General features: G+C 65.1%; 23 protein-coding genes. 13 read left to right on the top strand and 10 right to left on the bottom strand.

Annotation, left to right across the window (positions count from 1 at the left end; genetic code table 11):
* Nucleotides 1-21 precede the first annotated feature (21 nt).
* Nucleotides 22-453 carry a flagellar biosynthesis repressor FlbT gene (flbT, locus tag ACQR0Z_RS10475; protein ID WP_434862439.1) on the bottom strand — a complete coding sequence of 144 codons (432 nt, stop codon included), beginning with the start codon at nucleotides 451-453 and terminating at the stop codon, nucleotides 22-24.
* A 388-nt stretch (nucleotides 454-841) separates the two neighbouring features.
* On the opposite strand from flbT, the gene ACQR0Z_RS10480 reads away from it, so the two are divergent.
* The 4 genes from ACQR0Z_RS10480 to flaF all read left to right on the top strand — a co-directional run bounded on the left by ACQR0Z_RS10480 (nucleotide 842) and on the right by flaF (nucleotide 4,919).
* On the top strand, nucleotides 842-2,392 hold the full coding sequence (locus ACQR0Z_RS10480) for a flagellin (protein ID WP_434879756.1): 1,551 nt from the start codon (nucleotides 842-844) through the stop codon (nucleotides 2,390-2,392).
* Between the two features lie 228 nt (nucleotides 2,393-2,620).
* A complete protein-coding gene (locus tag ACQR0Z_RS10485; RefSeq protein WP_434918538.1) occupies nucleotides 2,621-4,192 on the top strand; it encodes a flagellin in 1,572 nt (523 codons plus the stop codon).
* 112 nt (nucleotides 4,193-4,304) lie between these two features.
* The gene (locus ACQR0Z_RS10490; RefSeq protein WP_434918539.1) at nucleotides 4,305-4,550 is read left to right on the top strand and encodes a hypothetical protein; all 246 of its coding nucleotides are present in this window, start codon (nucleotides 4,305-4,307) and stop codon (nucleotides 4,548-4,550) included.
* 3 nt (nucleotides 4,551-4,553) lie between these two features.
* Nucleotides 4,554-4,919, top strand: a complete 366-nt coding sequence (gene flaF, locus ACQR0Z_RS10495) for a flagellar biosynthesis regulator FlaF (protein WP_434860918.1) — start codon at nucleotides 4,554-4,556, stop codon at nucleotides 4,917-4,919.
* A 298-nt stretch (nucleotides 4,920-5,217) separates the two neighbouring features.
* Here the strand turns inward: flaF and ACQR0Z_RS10500 are convergent, their stop codons facing one another.
* From ACQR0Z_RS10500 to ACQR0Z_RS10515, 4 genes are all read right to left on the bottom strand, one after another.
* On the bottom strand, nucleotides 5,218-5,604 hold the full coding sequence (locus tag ACQR0Z_RS10500; protein WP_434860919.1) for a hypothetical protein: 387 nt from the start codon (nucleotides 5,602-5,604) through the stop codon (nucleotides 5,218-5,220).
* Between the two features lie 211 nt (nucleotides 5,605-5,815).
* Nucleotides 5,816-6,301 carry a hypothetical protein gene (locus tag ACQR0Z_RS10505; protein WP_434860920.1) on the bottom strand — a complete coding sequence of 162 codons (486 nt, stop codon included), beginning with the start codon at nucleotides 6,299-6,301 and terminating at the stop codon, nucleotides 5,816-5,818.
* Between the two features lie 56 nt (nucleotides 6,302-6,357).
* A complete protein-coding gene (flgJ, locus tag ACQR0Z_RS10510; protein WP_434918540.1) occupies nucleotides 6,358-6,747 on the bottom strand; it encodes a flagellar assembly peptidoglycan hydrolase FlgJ in 390 nt (129 codons plus the stop codon).
* Nucleotides 6,747-7,871: a flagellar basal body P-ring protein FlgI gene (locus ACQR0Z_RS10515; protein ID WP_434860922.1), complete on the bottom strand. Its 1,125-nt coding sequence runs from the start codon at nucleotides 7,869-7,871 to the stop codon at nucleotides 6,747-6,749. The genes flgJ and ACQR0Z_RS10515 overlap by 1 nt, the downstream gene beginning before the upstream one ends.
* A 270-nt stretch (nucleotides 7,872-8,141) precedes the next feature.
* On the opposite strand from ACQR0Z_RS10515, the gene ACQR0Z_RS10520 reads away from it, so the two are divergent.
* The gene (locus ACQR0Z_RS10520) at nucleotides 8,142-8,555 is read left to right on the top strand and encodes a flagellar assembly protein FliX (protein WP_434918541.1); all 414 of its coding nucleotides are present in this window, start codon (nucleotides 8,142-8,144) and stop codon (nucleotides 8,553-8,555) included.
* Nucleotides 8,556-8,560: 5 nt separating this feature from the next.
* Here ACQR0Z_RS10520 and ACQR0Z_RS10525 read toward each other — a convergent pair whose 3' ends face one another.
* Nucleotides 8,561-8,935, bottom strand: coding sequence for a winged helix-turn-helix transcriptional regulator (locus ACQR0Z_RS10525; RefSeq protein ID WP_434860924.1), 375 nt, complete (start codon nucleotides 8,933-8,935; stop codon nucleotides 8,561-8,563).
* Nucleotides 8,936-9,078: 143 nt separating this feature from the next.
* Between ACQR0Z_RS10525 and ACQR0Z_RS10530 the strand changes: the two genes are divergently transcribed.
* The 7 genes from ACQR0Z_RS10530 to ACQR0Z_RS10560 all read left to right on the top strand — a co-directional run bounded on the left by ACQR0Z_RS10530 (nucleotide 9,079) and on the right by ACQR0Z_RS10560 (nucleotide 15,486).
* The gene (locus ACQR0Z_RS10530; RefSeq protein WP_434918542.1) at nucleotides 9,079-9,690 is read left to right on the top strand and encodes an NAD(P)-dependent oxidoreductase; all 612 of its coding nucleotides are present in this window, start codon (nucleotides 9,079-9,081) and stop codon (nucleotides 9,688-9,690) included.
* 228 nt (nucleotides 9,691-9,918) lie between these two features.
* Nucleotides 9,919-10,284 (top strand): RNA polymerase-binding protein DksA, encoded by a 366-nt coding sequence (dksA, locus tag ACQR0Z_RS10535; protein WP_172114412.1) that lies wholly within the window; start codon nucleotides 9,919-9,921, stop codon nucleotides 10,282-10,284.
* A 249-nt stretch (nucleotides 10,285-10,533) separates the two neighbouring features.
* Nucleotides 10,534-12,642, top strand: a complete 2,109-nt coding sequence (locus ACQR0Z_RS10540; RefSeq protein ID WP_434918543.1) for a sensor histidine kinase — start codon at nucleotides 10,534-10,536, stop codon at nucleotides 12,640-12,642.
* Between the two features lie 107 nt (nucleotides 12,643-12,749).
* Nucleotides 12,750-13,778 (top strand): SDR family oxidoreductase, encoded by a 1,029-nt coding sequence (locus ACQR0Z_RS10545; protein WP_434918544.1) that lies wholly within the window; start codon nucleotides 12,750-12,752, stop codon nucleotides 13,776-13,778.
* 162 nt (nucleotides 13,779-13,940) lie between these two features.
* Nucleotides 13,941-14,735, top strand: a complete 795-nt coding sequence (locus ACQR0Z_RS10550; protein ID WP_434918545.1) for a 2-keto-4-pentenoate hydratase — start codon at nucleotides 13,941-13,943, stop codon at nucleotides 14,733-14,735.
* 73 nt (nucleotides 14,736-14,808) lie between these two features.
* Nucleotides 14,809-15,066 (top strand): hypothetical protein, encoded by a 258-nt coding sequence (locus tag ACQR0Z_RS10555; RefSeq protein ID WP_434860929.1) that lies wholly within the window; start codon nucleotides 14,809-14,811, stop codon nucleotides 15,064-15,066.
* A gap of 186 nt (nucleotides 15,067-15,252) precedes the next feature.
* Nucleotides 15,253-15,486 (top strand): hypothetical protein, encoded by a 234-nt coding sequence (locus tag ACQR0Z_RS10560; RefSeq protein WP_434918546.1) that lies wholly within the window; start codon nucleotides 15,253-15,255, stop codon nucleotides 15,484-15,486.
* A gap of 302 nt (nucleotides 15,487-15,788) precedes the next feature.
* On the opposite strand, the gene flgH is transcribed toward ACQR0Z_RS10560, so the two are convergent.
* The 4 genes from flgH to flgF are packed head-to-tail and all read right to left on the bottom strand — an operon-like array spanning nucleotide 15,789 to nucleotide 19,236.
* Complete coding sequence (gene flgH / locus ACQR0Z_RS10565) at nucleotides 15,789-16,568, bottom strand: flagellar basal body L-ring protein FlgH (protein ID WP_434860931.1); 780 nt, start codon at nucleotides 16,566-16,568, stop codon at nucleotides 15,789-15,791.
* A gap of 5 nt (nucleotides 16,569-16,573) precedes the next feature.
* On the bottom strand, nucleotides 16,574-17,641 hold the full coding sequence (gene flgA, locus ACQR0Z_RS10570; RefSeq protein WP_434879747.1) for a flagellar basal body P-ring formation chaperone FlgA: 1,068 nt from the start codon (nucleotides 17,639-17,641) through the stop codon (nucleotides 16,574-16,576).
* 16 nt (nucleotides 17,642-17,657) lie between these two features.
* Complete coding sequence (flgG, locus tag ACQR0Z_RS10575; RefSeq protein WP_434860933.1) at nucleotides 17,658-18,446, bottom strand: flagellar basal-body rod protein FlgG; 789 nt, start codon at nucleotides 18,444-18,446, stop codon at nucleotides 17,658-17,660.
* A 25-nt stretch (nucleotides 18,447-18,471) separates the two neighbouring features.
* Nucleotides 18,472-19,236 (bottom strand): flagellar basal-body rod protein FlgF, encoded by a 765-nt coding sequence (gene flgF, locus ACQR0Z_RS10580; protein ID WP_434860934.1) that lies wholly within the window; start codon nucleotides 19,234-19,236, stop codon nucleotides 18,472-18,474.
* A gap of 376 nt (nucleotides 19,237-19,612) precedes the next feature.
* Here flgF and fliL point away from each other — a divergent pair, with 376 nt between their 5' ends.
* On the top strand, nucleotides 19,613-20,101 hold the full coding sequence (gene fliL / locus ACQR0Z_RS10585; protein ID WP_434860935.1) for a flagellar basal body-associated protein FliL: 489 nt from the start codon (nucleotides 19,613-19,615) through the stop codon (nucleotides 20,099-20,101).
* Nucleotides 20,102-20,117 lie beyond the last annotated feature (16 nt).

Below are 20,117 nucleotides of genomic sequence, written 5' to 3' on the forward strand. Positions count from 1 at the left end.
CCAGAGTCGAGCTGAAACTGATCAGGCCGCCGAGCTCACCGGCTTGTCCTGGTCGTGTTGTTCGGCTTCCGCCTGTTCGATCAGCTTCTTCTCGTAGGCCACGAGTTTCTTGGCCTCCTTCAGCGCCTGATACAGATCGCCATTGAGGATATGGCCGTTGATCGCCTCGATGATCGGCCATGCGCTCGGAACGGTCGTGATGATGTCGCGCAGCAGGTTGAAATAGGTGCCGTGATCGGCGTCGGCGCCCGGCGAAATATACATCAGCTGCACGGCCAGATAGACGAGCTTGGCGGGCGTATCGGCCGTCTCCGGCGTCAGAATGTCCTTCTCGCGCAGGATCGGAATGTTCTCGCCATCGATCAGGAGGCGCGCGCGCTGGTCGGTGTTGGTGATCACGCAGGAGCCGATGATGATGCGCTCATGCGGCTTGAGTTCGACTTTCAGGGCCATTCTGTTTCTCCGTTGCCGCGGTCGGCGCGGCGCCGAACCTGCTCCGTCGAGACCGGGTGATCAGCCCGGCTGCTGGTGAAGTCGCGCGGGGAGTCTGCGCGCTCGATCGGTCGGCGCGCACCAATCCTTTCCGAACATGGTTAACAGCCGGTAAACGGCCGTGACCGCCGGGCAAATATGCGGTGTTTTCAATGGTATCCGCCGCGAATCAGTTCGCGGCGCCGCGCCGATCATGGTTTGCGGGAGGTGCATCCGCCGCCGCCACTTCACCCTTTGTTAGCCACTGCCATTTACCTTGATCCCGTCGCCCGCTGGTGAGTTCAACCACGGGCTTCGCTCGGATCCTGAATGGATCGGGCAGTTTGTTTCACACCAGAAGGGTATGAAAATGTCAGGTATTGTTCTCTCGGCGTCGGTGCGTCAGAATCTGCTCTCGCTTCAGTCGACGGCTCAGCTCCTCGCCACCACCCAGAACAATCTCTCCACGGGCAAGAAGGTCAACTCGGCTCTCGACAATCCGACCAACTTCTTCACCGCCCAGGGTCTCGACAACCGCGCTTCCGACATCTCCAATCTGCTCGATGGCATCGGCAACGGCGTGCAGGTTCTGCAGGCCGCCAACACCGGCATCACCTCGCTGCAGAAGCTCGTCGACAGCGCCAAGTCGATTGCCAACCAGGTGCTGCAGAGCTCGGTCGGCTACTCCACCAAGTCGAACGTGGCGTCTTCGGCGCTGACCGGCGCAACCGCCAGCGATCTGCTCGGCTCGAGCGCGAGCTCGGCGACCGGCACGGTCGTGAACAACGACAACACCTCGAGCGCCTCGGCGATCACCGGCTCGACCAAGCTGTCCGGCACGGCAGGCACCGCGTCGAACAACCTGGCCTCCAGCATCACCTCCGGTGAAACGCTGGTCGTCAACGGCACCACCTTCACCTTCGTCACCGGCACGACCTCGACCGGTACCAGCATCGGCATCGGCGACAGCGTCTCCAACCTGCTGTCGGCCATCTCGACGCAGGCCGGTGTCACCGCCTCGCTCAGCGCGGGCGCGATCACGCTGACGGCTCCGGCCGCAGGGTTGACCGTCTCGGGCAGCTCCGGCACCTTGGCCAAGCTCGGTCTGTCGACAATCGGCGATGGTCTGGCTGGCCAGACGTTGACGATCGCGGCAACCGGCGGAGGTACGGCAACGAACATCACGTTCGGGCTGGGGACAGGACAGGTCAAGTCGCTGAACGATCTGAACACCAAGCTTGCGGCCAACAACCTGCAGGCGGCGCTCGACTCGGCCACCGGCAAGATCACGATCTCGACCACCAACGATGCGGCGTCGTCGACGATCGCGACCCTCGGCGGCTCGGCCACGCAGACCGGCGGCATCTTCAACGGCGCGACTGTTGCGGCTCCCGTTGTCGACTCCACCGCGCAGTCCCAGCGCGCAAGCCTGGTCGCGCAGTACAACAACGTGCTCGCGCAGATCAACACCACCGCGGCTGACGCCTCCTTCAACGGCGTCAACCTGCTCAACGGCGACACGCTGAAGCTGACGTTCAACGAGAACGGCAAGTCGACGCTGTCGATCACCGGTGTGACGTTCAACACGACCGGCCTCGGTCTGTCGAACCTCACCGCGGGGACCGATTTCCTCGACAACAACTCGGCGAACAAGACCATCAACCTCCTGAACACGGCAAGCTCGACGCTGCGCTCGGAGGCCTCGACGCTGGGTTCGAACCTCTCGGTGGTGCAGATCCGTCAGGACTTCAACAAGAACCTGATCAACGTTCTGCAGACCGGCTCGTCGAACCTGACGCTCGCCGACACCAACGAGGAAGCGGCCAACAGCCAGGCGCTGTCGACCCGCCAGTCGATCGCGGTGTCCGCGCTGTCGCTCGCCAACCAGTCGCAGGCCAGCGTGCTGCAGCTGCTCCGCTAAAACACGGCGTTCTCAGGCAAAAATCGGAAGCGGCGGGGGAAACCCCGCCGCTTTTTTGCGCCCGGTTCTGCCGCCTGGGCCGTATCATTACTGGTCCAGGCACGGACCGAGGGCAGAGCAGGGGATCGCAACCAGTCGTTAAGCAAGAAATTTAAAGTGGCATTAACCATGTTTTAAAAGTACCTGTACTAAAACCGCCTGGTGAATAACTAGGAAGGTTTCACACACATGTCCGGTATTGTTCTCTCGGCTTCGGTTCGCCAAAACCTGCTGGCGCTGCAAAACACTGCATCGCTGCTGGCCACGACTCAAAACAACCTGGCCACGGGCAACAAGGTCAACACGGCGCTCGACAACCCCACCGAATTCTTCACCGCGCAATCGCTCAACAACCGTGCGAGCGACATTGCGAACCTGCTCGACAGCATCGGTAACGGTGTCCAGGTTCTCCAGGCCGCGAATACCGGTCTCACCTCGCTCCAGAAGCTGGTCGACAGCGCCAAGTCGATCGCAAGCCAGGTTCTCCAGGCGCCGACGGGTTACACCACCAAGTCGAGCATCACGTCCGCCGTCATTCCCGGCGCAACCGCGAACAACCTGCTGGGCAATTCGTCGAATGCGCAGGTCACCGGCTCCGTCGTCAACAACGACAATCTGAGCACCGCCGTCGCGATCACCGGCACGACCCGGTTGTCGGGCACCGCGAGCTCGACTTCGAACGACCTCGCGAGCAGCATCACGACCGGTGATACGCTGACGGTCAACGGCGTGGTCTTCACCTTCGTCGCCGGCTCGGTTTCGGCGGGCACCAATATCGGCGTGGGCGACACCGTCAACAACCTGCTGGCCGCGATCGACTCGGTCACGGGCGCGACCGCGACGCCGTCGTCGGTAGCCGCCGGCAAGGTCCAATTGTCGACAGGCACCGCGCAGGACCTCACACTATCCGGCACAGCGCTGGCGAAGCTCGGATTGACCGCCGGCACGACCACGCGAAATCCGCCAGCCTTGACAGGACAGACGCTTACAATCGCCTCGACAGGAGGCGGCGTCGCAACCAACATTACGTTCGGCACAGGCGCGTCGCAGATATCGACACTGGCGCAGCTCAACACCGCGCTTGCGGCCAACAATCTGCAGGCGAGCCTGAGCACCACGGGCCAGCTGACGATCCTCACCACCAACGAAGCGGCATCGTCGACCATCGGCGCGATCGCCGGCTCGTCCACCGCCGGCGGCGCGGCGTTCAACGGCGTCACCGCATCGACGCCGGTGGCCGACACCAACTCGCAGACCACGCGTGCCGGTCTGATCGCGCAGTACAACAACGTGCTGGCGCAGATCAACACCACCGCGCAGGATGCGTCGTTCAACGGCATCAACCTGCTCAACGGTGACACGCTGAAGCTGACGTTCAACGAGACCGGCCGGTCCACCTTGAACATCACCGGCGTGACCTTCAACAGCACCGGCCTTGGCCTGTCGTCGCTGGTGGTCGGCACCGACTTCCTCGACAGCAACTCCGCCAACAAGGTGCTGTCGACGTTGAACACCGCATCGACGGCGATCCGCTCCGAAGCCTCCTCGCTCGGTTCGAACCTCTCGATCGTGCAGATCCGTCAGGACTTCAACAAGAACCTGATCAACGTGCTGCAGACCGGTTCGTCGAACCTGACGCTCGCCGACACCAACGAGGAAGCGGCCAACAGCCAGGCGCTGTCGACCCGCCAGTCCATCGCGGTCTCCGCACTCGCGCTGGCCAACCAGTCGCAGGCCAGCGTCCTGCAGCTGCTGCGCTGAGCGCGATCAGCTTCATCCAGCATTTCGAGGCGGCGGGCATGGCCCGCCGCTTTTCGTTTTTGGTCTGCTCGTCGGGTGATTGGTGCGTCACCGCGGCGGTGAAGCACGGTGATTGCGCGAAGAGCTTGCGCCGTCGTACTCGCCCTTCGATATCGTGATGATCCCGCAGCGAATGCGTTCTGAAAATCTTGACGGCATGCGTTCGTCACAAATTAAGACGTGCCGCAAGCAAGGCTTTTTTGCGGTGTTCGGTGACGCGATGATGCCAATTCCGCTAACGCCCGCTAACCATATTTTAAAGGCACCCAACGTACAAAATCCGGGCAGTTTTGTCGTGTCCCGCGTCAGTCCGGAGTAGTTGATGTCATATGCCGCTCAAGCTTATGCCCGTACGTCGCAGACGACGGCGTCACCACGGGAGATCGAAGCTCAGGCGTTGTTGAAGGCTGCGCGGCAGCTGCAGGAAGTGCAGGCGAACTGGAACGGCCCCGACCGCAACATGTACAAGGCGCTGCTGTTCAATCGTCGTCTGTGGACGATCTTCATGAGCGCCATGGAGATGGACGACAATCCCAACCCGATGGACATTCGCCAGAACATCGCGAACATCGGCGTGTTCGTCATGAAGCAGACCATCGAGATGCAGATGGATCCGGATCCGGCGAAGCTGAAGTCGCTGATCGACATCAACTGCCACATCGCAGCCGGCCTGTCGGGCCGCAGCTGAAGCGATCCATCGCCGGGCAGGGCCGCCCGCTTGAAGGCCCCTCCATCATGTCAGCCGAGCTTGCTCGGCATTGCGAATGATCCGCTCGATTGCGCCGCGGGCTCTCTCTCCGCTCGCACCAAGCCAGCGGAGCGACCGTTGCGCCGGCAAGCCGGCCCGATCCGCCGAGCTCGCAGTCCTCCCAATTGTGAAGAAAGCGCCGTTCCCGGCATTCGACATTCGGCCGCTCGACACGATGACGCCGCCCGGTGGGGGCGGCGTGCAAGCGCAGCGATCGATCTGGTGGACCGATAGGGACTCAGGCCGTGCGGTCGGTGGCCGTGACGCGCGGCACGTCGGCTTTCTGCAGATCCTTCTGCAGGTCGAGCGTGTTGAAGTAGGCCCGTCGCCGCAGCACGGCTTCGTCCGGATATTGAGTCACGACCTGGTCTGTCTTGCGGTTGACGACCTGGAACACCAGGGCGGCCGCAGCGCGATCGTAGTAGGCTTGGCGCGAGACGGACAGGTCGTTGGGGACATTCGTCGGAATGTCGTTTCGCACGGGCACGCCGGGCTCGGCCGCGGTGACGGTCTGGCTCGGAGGAAGGTCCGTTGGAACAGCGCTCACCACCGCCGGGCTCGACGGTTGGACTATCGGGACGGACGCAGGCGCCCCCACCGGTCTCACGCTGAAATCGGAACTCATGGCAGCCTCCTCATGGCCATCGAGTCAATTCCCTACCCATCCCGTTGGCAACTATGCCGATGACCAATCAACGTTATGTTAGGAAATAGGATGAACGGCGCGTTGTGATTCGGCCGGGGGTTTTAAGATTATTCGACCGTAAACGACGCGAGCCGCGCGGCCCGTTCGGGGCGGCGCGGCTCGGCCGGGGATCACCGGGCGCTTGGGAGGCTCAGAGCGTCCGGCTGACGGCGAGCGGGGTCAGATGGCGGGCGCCCGGCGTGGCGCGACGGCCGCCGGCCGTGTAGGTGCTCGGGACATTCCTGCGCTGAACCTCGGCATTGACGCCGCGCACCACCTTTTCCGAAATGGCATGCGCGGTCGCGAGCACCGTCAGGTTCACCTGCAGCATCGCGCGGAAGGTGTCGTGATGACGGTGCAGAGTGCCGAGCAGCTCCGGCGCCGTCTGCTTCATGAAGGCCTGGCTGGCCTTGAGGCGGCCCACCGTGGTGACGTAGTGCCGCGACAGTTCGGTCTTGCGCGGTCCGAACGCCATGCCTTCGCTCAGCTTGCCGGCGCGCACCAGCTCGGTCTCCTGCTCGATGACCGCGATCAGCTCGCTCATGACGCTGACCATCTCGTCGGCGAGCGCGCGTGCCTCCGCGGCGGTCGCGGCTGCGGTGTAGGTCGTCTTCTTCGCCTGGCCCTGTACGGTCATTCATAACTCCCTTTGGCGTGAGCCTTTCGCGGCCCACGCGCTTGTCACGCGAACATCTACGCTTTGCTGTTGCTGCCGGCGTTGCTGTTGCCGGCCTGTTGCAGGATGAGGGTGCGGAAGACATCGTTGGAAATGCCGACGCCGCCCGCCTTGGCGAAATTCTTCGAATATTGCTCGGTCAGCATCGAGCGCCACACGCCGGTGCCGGGCGTGTCGCCGAACGGACCTTCGCCCTTCACGCCGTTGGTCATCTGCGAGAACATGCTGTTGAGGAACATGGCCTCGAAGTCGGTCGCGGTCGACTTGGCCTTGGCCTGGGCCTTGGGCGAGACCTTGGTCAGGGCTTCCGCGAGATCGAGATCGGTGCGCGGCGTCGTGATCGCCGCGGCCCGGGGCATCGTGAGCGCGACGCGGCCGTTGTAGGAGTCGACGAAGGAGGTGGCCATCACATCACCTCGATGTCGGCTTCGATCGCGCCGGCGGCCTTGATGGCCTGCAGGATGCTGATCAAGTCACGCGGTCCGATGCCGAGGCCGTTGAGGCCGTCGACGAGCTGCTGCAGCGAGACGCCATCCTTCACCACCGCGAACTTCTTGCCTTCCTCGGTGACGCCGACGCTGGTCCGCGGCGTGACCACGGTGCGGCCGCGCGAGAGCGGGTTGGGCTGGCTGACCTGCGGGCTCTCGGAGATCGTCACGGTGAGGTTGCCCTGCGCCACCGCGACGGTGGCGACGCGGACGTCCCGGCCCATCACGATGATGCCGGAGCGCTCGTCGATGACGATCTTGGCGGCGAGATCCGGATCGACCTGCAGCTGCTCGATCTCGGTCAGGAAGGCGACGACGTTGCCCTTGAACTCCGGCGGGACGCTCAATTGCACCGTCGAGGGGTCGATCGGCTCGGCGGTCTTGACGCCGAGGAAATCGTTGATGGCCGCCGCGATGCGCTTGGCCGTGGTGAAATCGGCGTTGCGCAGCGCCAGGCGGACGTTCGGCAGCCGGTTCAGTGCGAACTCGATCTCGCGCTCGATGATGGCGCCGTTGGCGATGCGGCCGACCGTCGGCACGCCGCGCACGATCTTGGCCGCTTCGCCCTCGGCCTGGAAGCCGGAGATCGCGAGCGAGCCCTGCGCGACCGCATAGACGTTGCCGTCGGCGCCGAGCAGGGGGGTGACGAGCAGGGTGCCGCCCTGCAGGTTCTTGGCGTCGCCGAGTGCGGACACCGTCACGTCCATGCGCGTACCCTGGGTGGCGAAGGGCGGCAGGTTGCCGGTCACCATCACGGCCGCGACGTTGCCGGTGCGGATGGTGGCGCCGCGAATGTTGACGCCCATCCGCTCGAGCATCGCCTGGAGCGACTGCTTGGTGAACGGGATGTTGTTCAGCGTATCGCCGGTGCCGTTGAGGCCGACCACGAGGCCGTAGCCGATCAACTGGTTCTGGCGCACGCCTTCGATATTGGCGAGATCCTTGATCCGCGACGTCGCATGCGCGGACATGACGGTAGAGGCCAGCGCCAGCATGGCGGCGCAAGCGGCCTGAAACAGGCGCGTAGATCGGACGCGTCGCATCCTATGCTCCCCTCGAACTCTGCAGGTGATCAGGTGGCCACTCCCATGACCGCATGATCGGCGTTAACTATGCGAGGGCCGTGCCAGCGCGATGCTCCGGGCTAACTCATTGATAGATTGTGAAATCGATCGCGCGCCTTGTCACGATCCCGGGCTATTCCGGAGGAACGAAGCTGCCGCCCCGGCAGAATTTGCCGGGCCATTTACGCACCGTTAACCACGACGCGGCCAATCTCCGCGCCGACACGCAGAGCTTGCGGGGAGAGACCGATGCGCATCTATGGACCGAACGGCACGACGCTGAACACGTCGACCAGCTCCACGCGTAAGACGTCCTCCGGCGGCTTCAAGCTGCCGGACATCGGCACCACGCACGACACGCGCGCGACACTCGCGCCGAAGCAGACCGCCAATATCGACGCGCTGCTGGCGTTGCAGGGCATCGAGGAGGATCCGGCCGAGCGGCGCAAGCGCTCGGTCCAGCGCGGCAAGCGCGCTCTGGACGTGCTCGACGATCTCAAACTGTCGCTCTTGTCCGGCAGGCTCGACACCACGATGGCGCTGCGGCTGCGCGATGCGGCGGCCGAGCTGAAGCAGAGCTCCGGCGACACGCGGCTCGATGCGATCCTCTCGGAGATCGAACTCCGCGTCGAGGTCGAGCTCGCCAAGGCGGGACAGGGCTGACGCGACTAAGCGGCCTTCGACGACGCTTGCGCGTCGTAGCGCCGCTGTGCGGCCATGACGTCTTTCAGATGCTGCTCGGCCCAGTCGCGCAGGGGATCGACCGCGGCAGCCAGGGTCAGTCCAAGCGACGTGATCGAATATTCAACCGTCACTGGAACGGTTGCGATCGCGCGCCGTCGCACCAGGCCGTCGCGCTCCAGGCTCTTCAACACTTGCGAGAGCATCTTCTGCGAGATGCCTTCAATGGCCCGGCGCAACTGATTGAAGCGCAACGGTTCGTTGCGCAGCAGGATCAGGATCAGCACCGCCCATTTGTCGCCGACGCGATCGAGGATCTGACGGGTGGGGCAGTCGGCCGAATAGACGTTCGCGGCCCTCATCGGTTACTCCGGCGTGACCAGGTGATCTTGAAGTGCTCTCTTAACACCAGCATTCATTCCGCTATCTAGTCACTATCGGATACTGGGACGCCTCGTCCAGAGCCTCGGGTCCGGATCGTGAATCTCGAACAGAGGAGTTTCGAATGAAGATCGCCGTCGCCGGCGCGTCCGGCCGTGCCGGATCCCGCATCACCGCCGAGCTGGCCAGCCGCGGCCATCAGGTCACCGGCATCGCCCGGAACCCGGACAAGATCGAAAAGCACGCCAACATCACCGCCGTGAAGGGCGACGCCAACGATCGGGCCGAACTGGCGCGGATCTGGAAGGGCCATGACGTGGCGATCAGCTCCATCCATTTCTCCGCCAGCGATGTCGAGACTCTTATCGGGGCGGCCAGGGATTCCGGCGTATCTCGTTACCTTGTGGTCGGCGGCGCCGGCTCGCTGGAGGTCGCACCCGGCGTGCGGCTGGTGACCACGCCGGGCTTCCCGGCCATCTACAAGGCCGAGGCGGAGAAGGGGGCGGCGTTCCTGGACCGCCTTCGCCAGGAGACCGAGCTCGACTGGACCTTCCTGTCGCCGTCCGCAATGATCGATTTCGGCGCCCGAACGGGCAAGTTCCGGCTCGGAACGGACCAGTTGCTGGTCGATGCCGAAGGCAAGAGCTTCATCACCTTCGAGGACTTCGCGGTCGCAATGGCCGACGAAATCGAGCGTCCGGCGCACCGGAGGGCCCGTTTCACGGTCGGCTATTAGCCTCCCCGGAGCCGTCCCGCCGGGCAGGGCCGAATTTGCCTGTGCAACCGGCCGACCGGCGGGCGGTCCGTGCCGATGGAAATATTGTCTGTCACATGAGGCCGCTATATAACGCGGCCGCGAACGGGCGTATTCCGTCCGCCGGTGCCGAGACCGGCGCCAGCACGTACAGATGGGCTGACCTTGGAAAAGTTGAAGAACTACAAACCTTCCGAAAAAGAGCCTTTCATGAACGAACGCCAGCGCGAGTACTTTCGCGCCAAGCTGCTGGCATGGAAGGAGGAGATCCTGCGCGAATCGAAGCTCACCCTGCAGGCTCTGCAGGAGGAGAACGTGAACCATCCCGACCTCGCCGATCGCGCGTCGTCGGAGACCGACCGGGCGATCGAGCTTCGCGCCCGCGACCGCCAGCGCAAGCTGATCTCCAAGATCGACGCCGCGCTCCAGCGCATCGAAGACAACACCTACGGCTATTGCGAGGAGACCGGCGAGCCGATTTCGCTGAAGCGGCTCGAAGCCCGTCCGATCGCCACGCTGTCGGTGGAGGCGCAGGAACGCCACGAAAAGCGTGAAAAGGTCTATCGCGACGAGTAGTCGCGGCGCTGACCTGACCGAGCCTGAACTGCGGCCGCCCGCCGGGAGCGGCCGCATCTTCGAGCATTGGCTGGAGTGCCGAGGACGCGCCAGCGGCCTTGGCCGCTGAGGGCCGCTCCCATCGTTGACGCGACCTCGGTTTGCTGGGGCCGGACACTGTCCTTCCGCAGATCATCCCGTCCTTTCAGGAACTTTTCGCGCTTTGCGGAATTGGTGGCCGTTCCGATCAGGAACTCGCCGCGGGGGATCATGCGCGAGCTGGACAGACCGGGGACCTTGCTTGGCGGCGTGCTCGTCACGGCGCAGCGTTGCTATGGGGCCCTGACCATCAAAGGCCGCCTGCTGTTGCTGGCCGGCATTCTGTTCCTGCCCTGCGTCGGGCTGATCGCCTATGTCATCGCCTCCATGCAGCAGTCGGCGGACGGCTCGATCCGGCGCGGCCTGTCCTATGCGGCACAGACCATCTCCGGCGCCGTCGACGCCGAGCTGCGGCGCTATATCGCGCTGGCAGAGGTGCTGGCGAAGTCGCCGGACCTCGCTGCCGCCGACCTCACGGATTTCGAAGCGGAGGCGCGCCGGGTCGGGCTGGTGACCGGGGACGGCTGGATCATCGTGTCTGACGCGAGCGGCCGGCTGCTGCTCAACACGCTCGCGCCTCCTGGCAAGCCGCTCGGCGAGCGCACGCCGGAAGGCCGGCGCTCGCAGGAGCGCGCCTTCGCGACCGGACGGCCCTCCATCTCCGACCTTTTCACGGGGCCGAACTCGGGCGAGTGGGTGGCGACCGTCGATGTCCCCGTATTCAGAGACGGCAAGCCGTTCCGCTGCCTGTCGATCGCGATGCCGGCCGCGAGCTATACGCGGCTGCTGGCGCAGCAGCAGTTGCCGGCCAACTGGCTCGTCGGGATCATCGACAGCCAGGGGCGCTACGTCTCGCGCATCCCGAAGAACGCGACCTCCACCGGCCAGCCGGCATCGGCAGGTTGGCGCGCCCATGCCAGGGTCGAAGGGATCGCCGAATTCCCCTCGATCGAGGGGGACAGCATCATCAACGCCAATGCGCATCCCCAACTGAGCGACTGGACCATCGGCGTCGGCATCAAGCAGGGCGCCTTTGCCGAAGCGGTCTCTTCCACCGTGAAGACCGCGACCATCGCGGCGACGAGCATCTGCGCGCTGGCGCTGTTGCTGGCCGCGGGCATCGCCAGCAGCATTGCGCGCCCGCTCGACAGCATCGCCCGAAAGCGCGCCATCCCCGGCGAGGCCGCGCCCTCCGACCCGCCGGAGGTCCGCGCGCTCAACGCACGGCTGGCCGCGGCGGAAAAGGCGCAGGCCGAAAGCGAGCGCATCATTCAGGATAACTTCCGGATGCTCGCCAAGGCGAGGGACGACGCGTCGCGAACTGCCGAGCAGCTCAAGCTGGCCGCCAAATATGGGCGGCTCGGGACTTTCATCTGGGACGGTCGCTCCGGGACCAGCCAATGGTCCGACGAGATCGAAGAGCTCTATGGCCTCGCGCCCGGCACGTTCCCCGGCACCTATGATGACTGGCTGGCGCTGGTCCATCCCGAGGACCGGTCGCGCGCCGACCGGGACAACAAGCGGGCGCTGATCACCGGCAAGCTCGACTCCGAATGGCGCGTCGCGCTGCCGGATGGCAGCCTGCGCTGGATCGAGGGCCGGGCCCGACTGCTGCGCGGCGACGGCGGCGCCGACCTGATGATCGGCGTGAACATCGACGTGACGGCGGCCAAGGAGGCGGACCGCAAGCGCGATCTGCTGGTCCACGAATTGGCTCACCGCGTCAAGAACAGCCTGGCCGTGGTGCAGTCGCTGGCGCATCAGCTGCTGCCGCGGCACGACGCCAAGGTCCGCGATTTCACCTCGCGCCTGCACGCGCTGGCGACGGTTCACACCAGCCTGGCGGAGAACGACTGGCAGGGCGCCGACCTCGCCGCGCTCGTCGCCGGCCAGGTGGCGCCGTTCGTCAGTGCGCGCGAACAGCTCTCGACCAGCGGGCTTGCGATCCTGGTGCCCGTCGAGCTGACCACCCAGCTCGCGCTGGTCATCCATGAGATGGCCTGCAATGCAAGCAAGTATGGCGCGCTGACCACGCCGGACGGACGTGTCGACGTCAGCTGGTCGTTGGGACCCGACGCGCTGCACGTTCGCTGGCAAGAGACGGGCGGGCCGCCGGCCCATGAGCCCGCAGTGGTCGGCTTCGGCAGCCGGCTGCTCACCCGCACCGTCAGGCATCTGCAGCGCACCTTCTCCGAGAACGGTCTCATCTGCCAGTTCGAGCTGCCCTGGCTGGATGCGCGCGAGCCCGTTGATGTCGCCGCGGCCGGCAGCGTCACCTGAGCATCGGTGCTCGCTGACATCGCCCTGCCACGTCACCCTGCGATGAGGTTTCGCCGGGATACGAGCGGCGGAGCAGGGCTGATGCAGCTGATCAAGAGACTGTTGCGATGAGCGAGGTTCTCGTCACCGGCGGTTCCGGCTTCATCGCGGTCCACACCATCCTGCAACTTCTGGCCGCCCGGCATCGCGTCCGCGCCACCTTGCGCAGCCTCGATCGCGCAAGCGAGGTCCGGGCGATGCTGCGGCGCGGTGGTGCGGCCAATGCCGGGGCGGTCGCGTTCCATGCGGCCGACCTGACCAGCGATGACGGCTGGTCCGCCGCGGCAGCCGGCTGCGACTACGTCCTCCACATCGCCTCGCCCTTGCCGGACTACGTGCCGAAGAACGCGGACGAGCTGATTGTGCCGGCGCGCGACGGCACCTTGCGGGTGTTGCGGGCGGCGCGCGAGGCCGGCGTGAAGCGCGTGGTGCTGACCTCGTCGTTTTCCGCCGTCGCCTATGGCCATCCGCCGCGCACGACACCCTTCGACGAGGCCGATTGGAGCGATCTCGCCGGTCCTGACGTGCAGCCTTACCCGAAGTCGAAAACGCTGGCCGAACGCGCCGCGTGGGATTTTGTCACCCGCGAGGGCGCAGGGCTGGAGCTTGTGAGCATCTGCCCCGTCGCCGTGCTTGGTCCGGTGCTGGGCCCGAATTTTTCGCCGTCCATCGCGCTCGTGCAGGCGCTGATGCAGGGCCGGGCGCCGCTCGCGCCGAAAATCCATCTCGGCCTGGTCGACGTTCGCGACGTCGCCGACCTGCATCTGCGCGCGATGACTGCGCCTTCCGCGAGCGGCGAACGGTTCCTGGCCGTGGCCGGACCGCCGCTGTCGGTGATCGAGATTGCCGCGGTGCTGCGGCTGCGGATGGGCGAGGCGGGACGGTGCGCGCCGCGGTTCGAGATGCCGAACTGGCTGGCCCGCATCGTGGCGCTCGGCGTCCCGCAGTTGCGGGACGTCAAGCCGCTGCTGGGCCTCCGCCGTGCCGCCACCAGTGACAAGGCGCGGCGCCTGCTCGGCTGGAATCCGCGACCGAATGATGAGATCATCATCGCGACCGCGGAGAGCCTCTCGAGGCTCGGCCTGGTGCGGCCGTGACGCAGCTCAAGCATCGTCTCAACCGCGGAGGACGCTTCGAACGCTGCGCGAAGCTGCCGCGCCAGAAGATGAATTGGACGGCAAAAGCTAAGTCGTGACAGACTGTTAACCATAAGATCTGAGAGGCCGCTTCGGGCGGCTGGCAGCCGGAGTTGAACGACCATGGGAGCAGACGACGTCCTGGCCGCCGCACAACTGATCGTGGCGGCCCGCCGCGACAGGACGCCATTGGCGGTGCTGCCGGCTCACCTTCAGCCGAAGGATGAAGCGGCCGGTTATGAGATCCAGCATGAGGTTCACTGGCTGCTCGCCGAGCACGTCGGCGATTTCGCCGGCTACAAGATCGGCTGCACCAGCAAGGTGATGCAGGACTATATTGGCATTCCGCATCCCTGTGCCGGTGGCGTGTTTGCCAGCGGTGTTCACGCCTCGGGCGTGGCGCTGCGCGCGGCCGATTTCGTGCGCGTCGGCGTCGAATGCGAGATCGCGGTGCGGCTCGCCAAGGACCTGCTGCCGCTGGATGCGCCGTTCACGATCGCCCATGTCGGGGACGCGATCGGCGACTGCCATGCAGCCATCGAGATCGTCGATGACCGCTACGTCCAATGGGAGAGCATGGGCGCCCCGACCCTGGTGGCGGATGATTTCTTCGCCGCAGGCTGCGTGCTCGGCCCCGCCGTCCCGCGCGATGCGGCAGGCGACCTCGCCGCCGTGCAGGGCCGTGCCTTCGTGAACGGTGCTCTGGCCGGGCAGGGCACCGGCGCCGATGTGCTCGGCCATCCCCTGCACGCGCTTGCCTGGCTCGCCAATCATCTTGCCGCGCGCGGCGACGGGCTCGAGGCCGGGCAACTGGTGCTGACCGGCAGCTTGGTGAAGACCGTCTGGCTCAAGCCCGGTGATCGAGTGCGGATGGAGCTGGATGGGCTGGGCGTGGTCGAGGCGGGCTTCGCGGGATAGGGCCCGCGCGCAGCTGCATCTGATGGCTCGCGTTCCGTACCTGATACGCCTATACTTGAGCAGGGAGACTTTCATGAGCGACATGGAAAGCATCTGCCTCGCAAGGTCCGTCGTCGCCGCCGCTGCTCAACGGGCGGAGCGGGAGGGGTTGTCGGTCGAGGATTATGTCATGCGCGTGCTGCTGCGTGAGATGGAGCTCGATCCTCGCGAGCTGGCCATTCTGGCCTACGATGCTGCCGCAGGATCTGACTTCGTATTGGATCGCGAAGATGGCGAGAGCGACGAGGCGTTTGAGGCTCGTCGCGCGGCACTCGGAATGCTGTTCTCCTGAGATATGCGATCGGGAGACTACGTCCGGTGCAATTTCCCATTCAGGGAGAAGCGAGGACCCGGACCATTTGCCCACATTGTTCTGGTCCTCGGCATCGGCAGGTCGGGCAATACAGTCTGTGCCATCGTAGCCTATACGACCACGCGTACCGCTTATGCAGGCGCGCGCCGCCCCCGCCAACATCTTTTGGTCGACGAGACACGCGCGTTTGCGTTGGGCCAAAACAAGGCCTTTATCGTGGATGTCAGTCGCATTGCTCGCCTGCCGACTACCAAGGACTATTTTCCTGACCTGCTCGATGTCGGCGTTCCGAACTTTGGTCAGGATCCCGCAATGGCGAACAAAGCTGCCGTCAGGATCCGTGAGCTGATCGGCGATGGTTTCCAGGTGACTCCGGTCGACCTCACTTCAAAACCGTAAACGCGCCCACAAACGAACACGGCCTCCGGCAGGGGAGCTACCGGAGGCCGCGTATACATTACCCGCCGCGCCTAGGTTCGCATTGGGCAATGTGGGAGCTCGTTGCTCGGAAGCGGGGCGGCGGCTGCGAGGTCATCGTCATGACCCGTGTCGCGCTCGGCCAATCCTTTTCCGACCCTCCCGAGGGGGAAGGATTTCGTGGTGAATGATCGTCCTCGTTTCGATGGCCGACGGGGGAGGCGTCGGCGGCCCTCTTGAGCGACCGGGCGAGACCCGCCCGGTCCGTCATGTTCGCGTTCGCCTTAGAACGGCAGCAGGATGTCCATGACCTGCTGGCCGTAGCGCGGCTGCTGGACGTCGGTGATCTGGCCGCGGCCGCCATAGGAGATGCGGGCCTGGGCGATCTTGGTCGAGTCGATCGTGTTGTCGCTCTGGATGTCCTCCGGCCGGACGATGCCGGCCACGATCAGCTCGCGGATCTCGTAATTGACCCGGATCTCCTGCTTGCCCTCCACGACCAGATTGCCGTTCGGCAGCACCTGGGTCACGACGGCGGCGACGCTGGTGGTCAAGGATTCCGAGCGCTGGATGGTGCCCTTGCCGTCGGAGGACGACGTGCCGTCGGCGGTGAGGATGCGGCCGGGCAGAATGTTCTGGCCGGTGGCGCCGAGCGTCTTCGAGCCGATGAAGTCGGTGATCCCCGAGTCTTCCTTGTTGGTGCGGCTGCGCTGGGTCTCGTTGGCGAAATTGGCCTTGTCGGAGATGCTGACCGTGACAGTCAGGAGGTCGCCGACCTGACGGGCGCGCTGGTCCTTGAAGAAGGCGCGCGAGCCGTTGCGCCACAGCGAGTTCGGCGCGTAGGACACGGTCTCGGGCTTCGGCATCGGCATCTGCACCGGCTTGTAGCCCGGCTGCGTGGTCGGATTGTCGATCTCCGTCAGCTTCGGCCGCTCGCCGATCTGGCTGAGGCGGTCGATGGAGGAGCAGCCGCCCGCGACCGACAGCACCGCGAACGACACCGAGATCAGCGCGACCCGCCGCAGCCCCGAAACGCCCTGACCATCAAACTTGAACTTCGACATGAAACTTACTCGGCTTTCGGAGTGGCGGAGGAGGGAAGGCGGCTGGCGACGGAGACGGGGGCTGCGATCTCGGCCTCGGAGGTCTGCGCCGGTTTGGCGACGGCGATGTCGACCGAGACCTGGCCGCGCCCGGTGACGCGGCCGGTGATGGTGCGCTTGGACTGCAGGTTGAGCACGCTGACGACGTCGCCCTCGGTGCCCGATTCCAGCGCCTTGCCGCGCGTGGTCAGATAGATGCCTGCGGTCTGGTAGATCAGCGTGACGGCCTGGTCGCGCTGCACCAGGTCCGGCTTGGCGAGATCGGTAGTCTTCAGCGCCTGGCCGGCGCGGGCGGGGCGACGCATCTGCATGCCGACCGCGAGCTCGCGCGAGGCCGGCTCCGCGCCGCCAAGCTCGGCGCGCGGCCGCCGCTCGACCTGCAGGTCGCCGGAACGGATCATCTCGTTGCGGTCAATGTTGCGCGTCAGCACGACAGCCTCGACGGTCTCGATCGCGACACCGCTGTAGCGCAGCTTGGTGGGGCTGGCGCCGTTGCCATGAGCGAGCTCGAAGCTGATGTCGAAGCGGCCGCTGCGCGGATCGAAGCGGACGTTGGTCGGCGCCAGCGGGCCGCTGCTCGACGCGTCGAACTTCAGGTCCTGCACCGGCTGGTCGAAGCTGATGCTCAGGTTGGCCGCATCACCAAGTCCGTTGCGGTGATCGAGCGCCTGGGCGACGGCCGTGCTGATCTCCTTGGCGTCGACGGCGCGGGCCAACCGGGTGACCGCGACCTCCTTGATGTCGCGGACCTCGACGCCGATGACCTGGTGCGTACGCAGCGTCGCGATCACCTGCGCGGCCGGCAGCACGCCGGTGGTGCCGAGATCGGGCGCGCGATACACGGCGACGTTGGCGGCGACGCCTGCGTTGTCGATCAGGTCGCCGACGCGGACGATGTCTCCGGTGACATTGACGCTGGCGCGCAGCACGGGCGCCTTGATCTGGTTGTCGGCCTCGCCGGCGAAGGCCTGGAGCGCGGTCGAGGCGAGCAGGGCGGCGGCGAGCAGGATGGGACGGGCGGTGCGGGTCATCATGATGATCTCCCAGGCCTCAGCGGAACAACGCGGTGGTCGACTGCATCATCTGGTCGGCGGCGGAGATGACCTTGGCGTTCATCTCATAGGCGCGCTGGGCGGCGATCAGCTCGCTCATCTCGCTGACGACGTCGACATTGGCCTGCTCCAGGCTGCCCTGGGTGATGCTGCCGAGACCGTCCTGGTTGGCGACGCCGTCCTGCGGCGCGCCGGAGGACGGCGTGTCGGTGAACTGGTTGTTGCCGACCGGCTGCAGGCCGGCCTTGTTGATGAAGCGGGTGACCTGGAGCTGGCCGATGATGTTCGAGGTGGTCGAGCCCGGCAGCGTCACCGAGACCTGGCCCTGCGCGTTGACCGTGATGCCCGAGGCGTTCTGCGGGATCGTGATGGTCGGCTGCACCGGGTTGCCCTGGGCGGTGACGATGCGGCCCTGATTGTCCATCTGGAAGGTGCCGTCGCGGGTGTACTGGAAGGTGCCGTCCGGCATCAGGATCTTGAAGAAGCCTTCGCCCGAAATGGCGAGGTCGAGATCGTTGCCGGTCTGCGACAGCGTGCCCTGCGTCATCGAGCGCGGCGTGCCGACGGTCTTGACGCCGCCGCCGATGTCGATGCCGACGGGCAGGATCGTGCCCTGGTCCGAGGACTGCGCGCCGACCCGGCGCATGTGCTCGTAGATCAGGTCCTGGAACGCCGCGGTCTGCTTCTTGAAGCCGGTCGTGCGCAGGTTGGCGATGTTGTTGGAGATCACCTGGACGTTGAGTTCCTGGGCCGCCATTCCGGTCGCAGCGGTGTGAAGCGCCTGCATCTTATGTCTCCTTCAATCTCTGCGGTCAGGCCGGAACGTCGGCGAGTTTCTCGATCGCGCTCTTGCGCATGTCGCTCTGGACCTGCAGCATGTTGGCGACCTGGGTGTAGGCACGCATCACTTCGACCATCTTGCTCATCTCGCCGACCGCGCTGACGTTCGACTTCTCGATGTAGCCCTGCTGGACGGTCGACTTGGTGTCCTGTTGCGGCGCGGCACCGTCGACGGCGGCGTAGAGGTTGTTGCCCTGCTTCTGGGCCTTCTGCGGATCGGCGAAGTTGACGATGCGCAGCTTGCCGCGGATCGAGTCGGTGCGGTTGACGCCCTCGACCACCGTCACGGTGCCGTCCGGCGAGATGTTGATGTCGTGGTCGGTCGGCTGGAAGACGATCGGGCCGCCGGTGCCGAGCACGGGGTCGCCGGCCGCGGTGACGAGCTGGCCGATATTGTTCATGTGCAGGCTGCCGTCGCGGGTGTAGCGCTCGCCGGCGGCGGTCTGCACCGTCAGGAAGCCGCCGCCTGTGATGGCGACGTCGAGCGCGTTGCCGGTGCGCTCCATCGAGCCCTGCGAGAAGTCGCGATAGGTGCCACGATCCTGGACATAGGCCACCTTGCGGGCGGCGCCCGGAAAATTGTCTTCATGCGCGCCGGAGGAGAGATACTCCTCGAACAGCTGCTGATCCGCCTTGAAGCCGTTGGTGTTGACGTTGGCAACGTTGTTGGCAACGACGTCGAGTTGTCGCTCCAGCACCATCTGCCGCGACAATCCGATGAGAAGCGCATTCTCCACCGGTCGATCTCCCCTCTTAACGAATCCCGCATCCGATGCCTCTCCCAAGGCGTCTGAAGCGGGTCTTCTGTGAACCGTTCGGCTCTCCCAAGCCGGCGGGTTCGCAAGAGGTACAGCGAAAGCCGTGCCAACTCTAAAATCTCAAATAAATCAATTCATTAGATTTTGGATGGGGTCCGAAACGCCCGGCAATAACGTCTCGCTAACCATAATTGCCCGGCAAGATTTTCCCACCGTGTTCCCAAAAGAAAGCTTCCGTTAACCATTGTTACCGTAGCGTTCACTCAACGAAGCGCAGATGCGCTGGGAGCGATTGTTTCGCGTCGTAAGCTTTCTGGCGGCATCGGTTCGACTTTCCGAAGGGGATCCGAAGGCCATGGCTGAGAATGAAGGCGGAGCAGCTGAAGGCGAGGAGCAAGCCGCGCCGAAGAGCAAGCTCAAGCTCATCATCATGGTCGTCGGTGTGCTGGCGCTGCTCGGTATCGGCGGTGCTGCCTACTTCCTTTTCTTCAGCCACAAGGCCGACGAGCATCACGCCGAGGCGCCGCCGCCGAAGCCGCCGTCCTTCGTCGAGGTCCCGGACCTCCTGGTCAACCTCGTCGGCAATCCCGGCGACCGCGTCCAATATCTCAAAGTGAAGATCGTGCTCGAGGTGAAGGAGGAGAAGCAGGTCGAGTCGATCAAGCCGACGCTGCCGCGCGTCACCGACATCTTCCAGACCTACCTGCGCGAGCTCCGGCCGAGCGACCTCAACGGCTCGGCGGGCCTGTTCCGGCTGAAGGAGGAGCTCACCAAGCGGGTCAACGTCGCGCTGGCGCCCAACCAGGTCAACGCGGTGTTGTTCAAGGAAATCGTGATTCAGTAAGGCACGGAAAGCGCAA

The organism is Bradyrhizobium sp. HKCCYLS3077 (assembly GCF_051167555.1).
Lineage (GTDB): Bacteria > Pseudomonadota > Alphaproteobacteria > Rhizobiales > Xanthobacteraceae > Bradyrhizobium.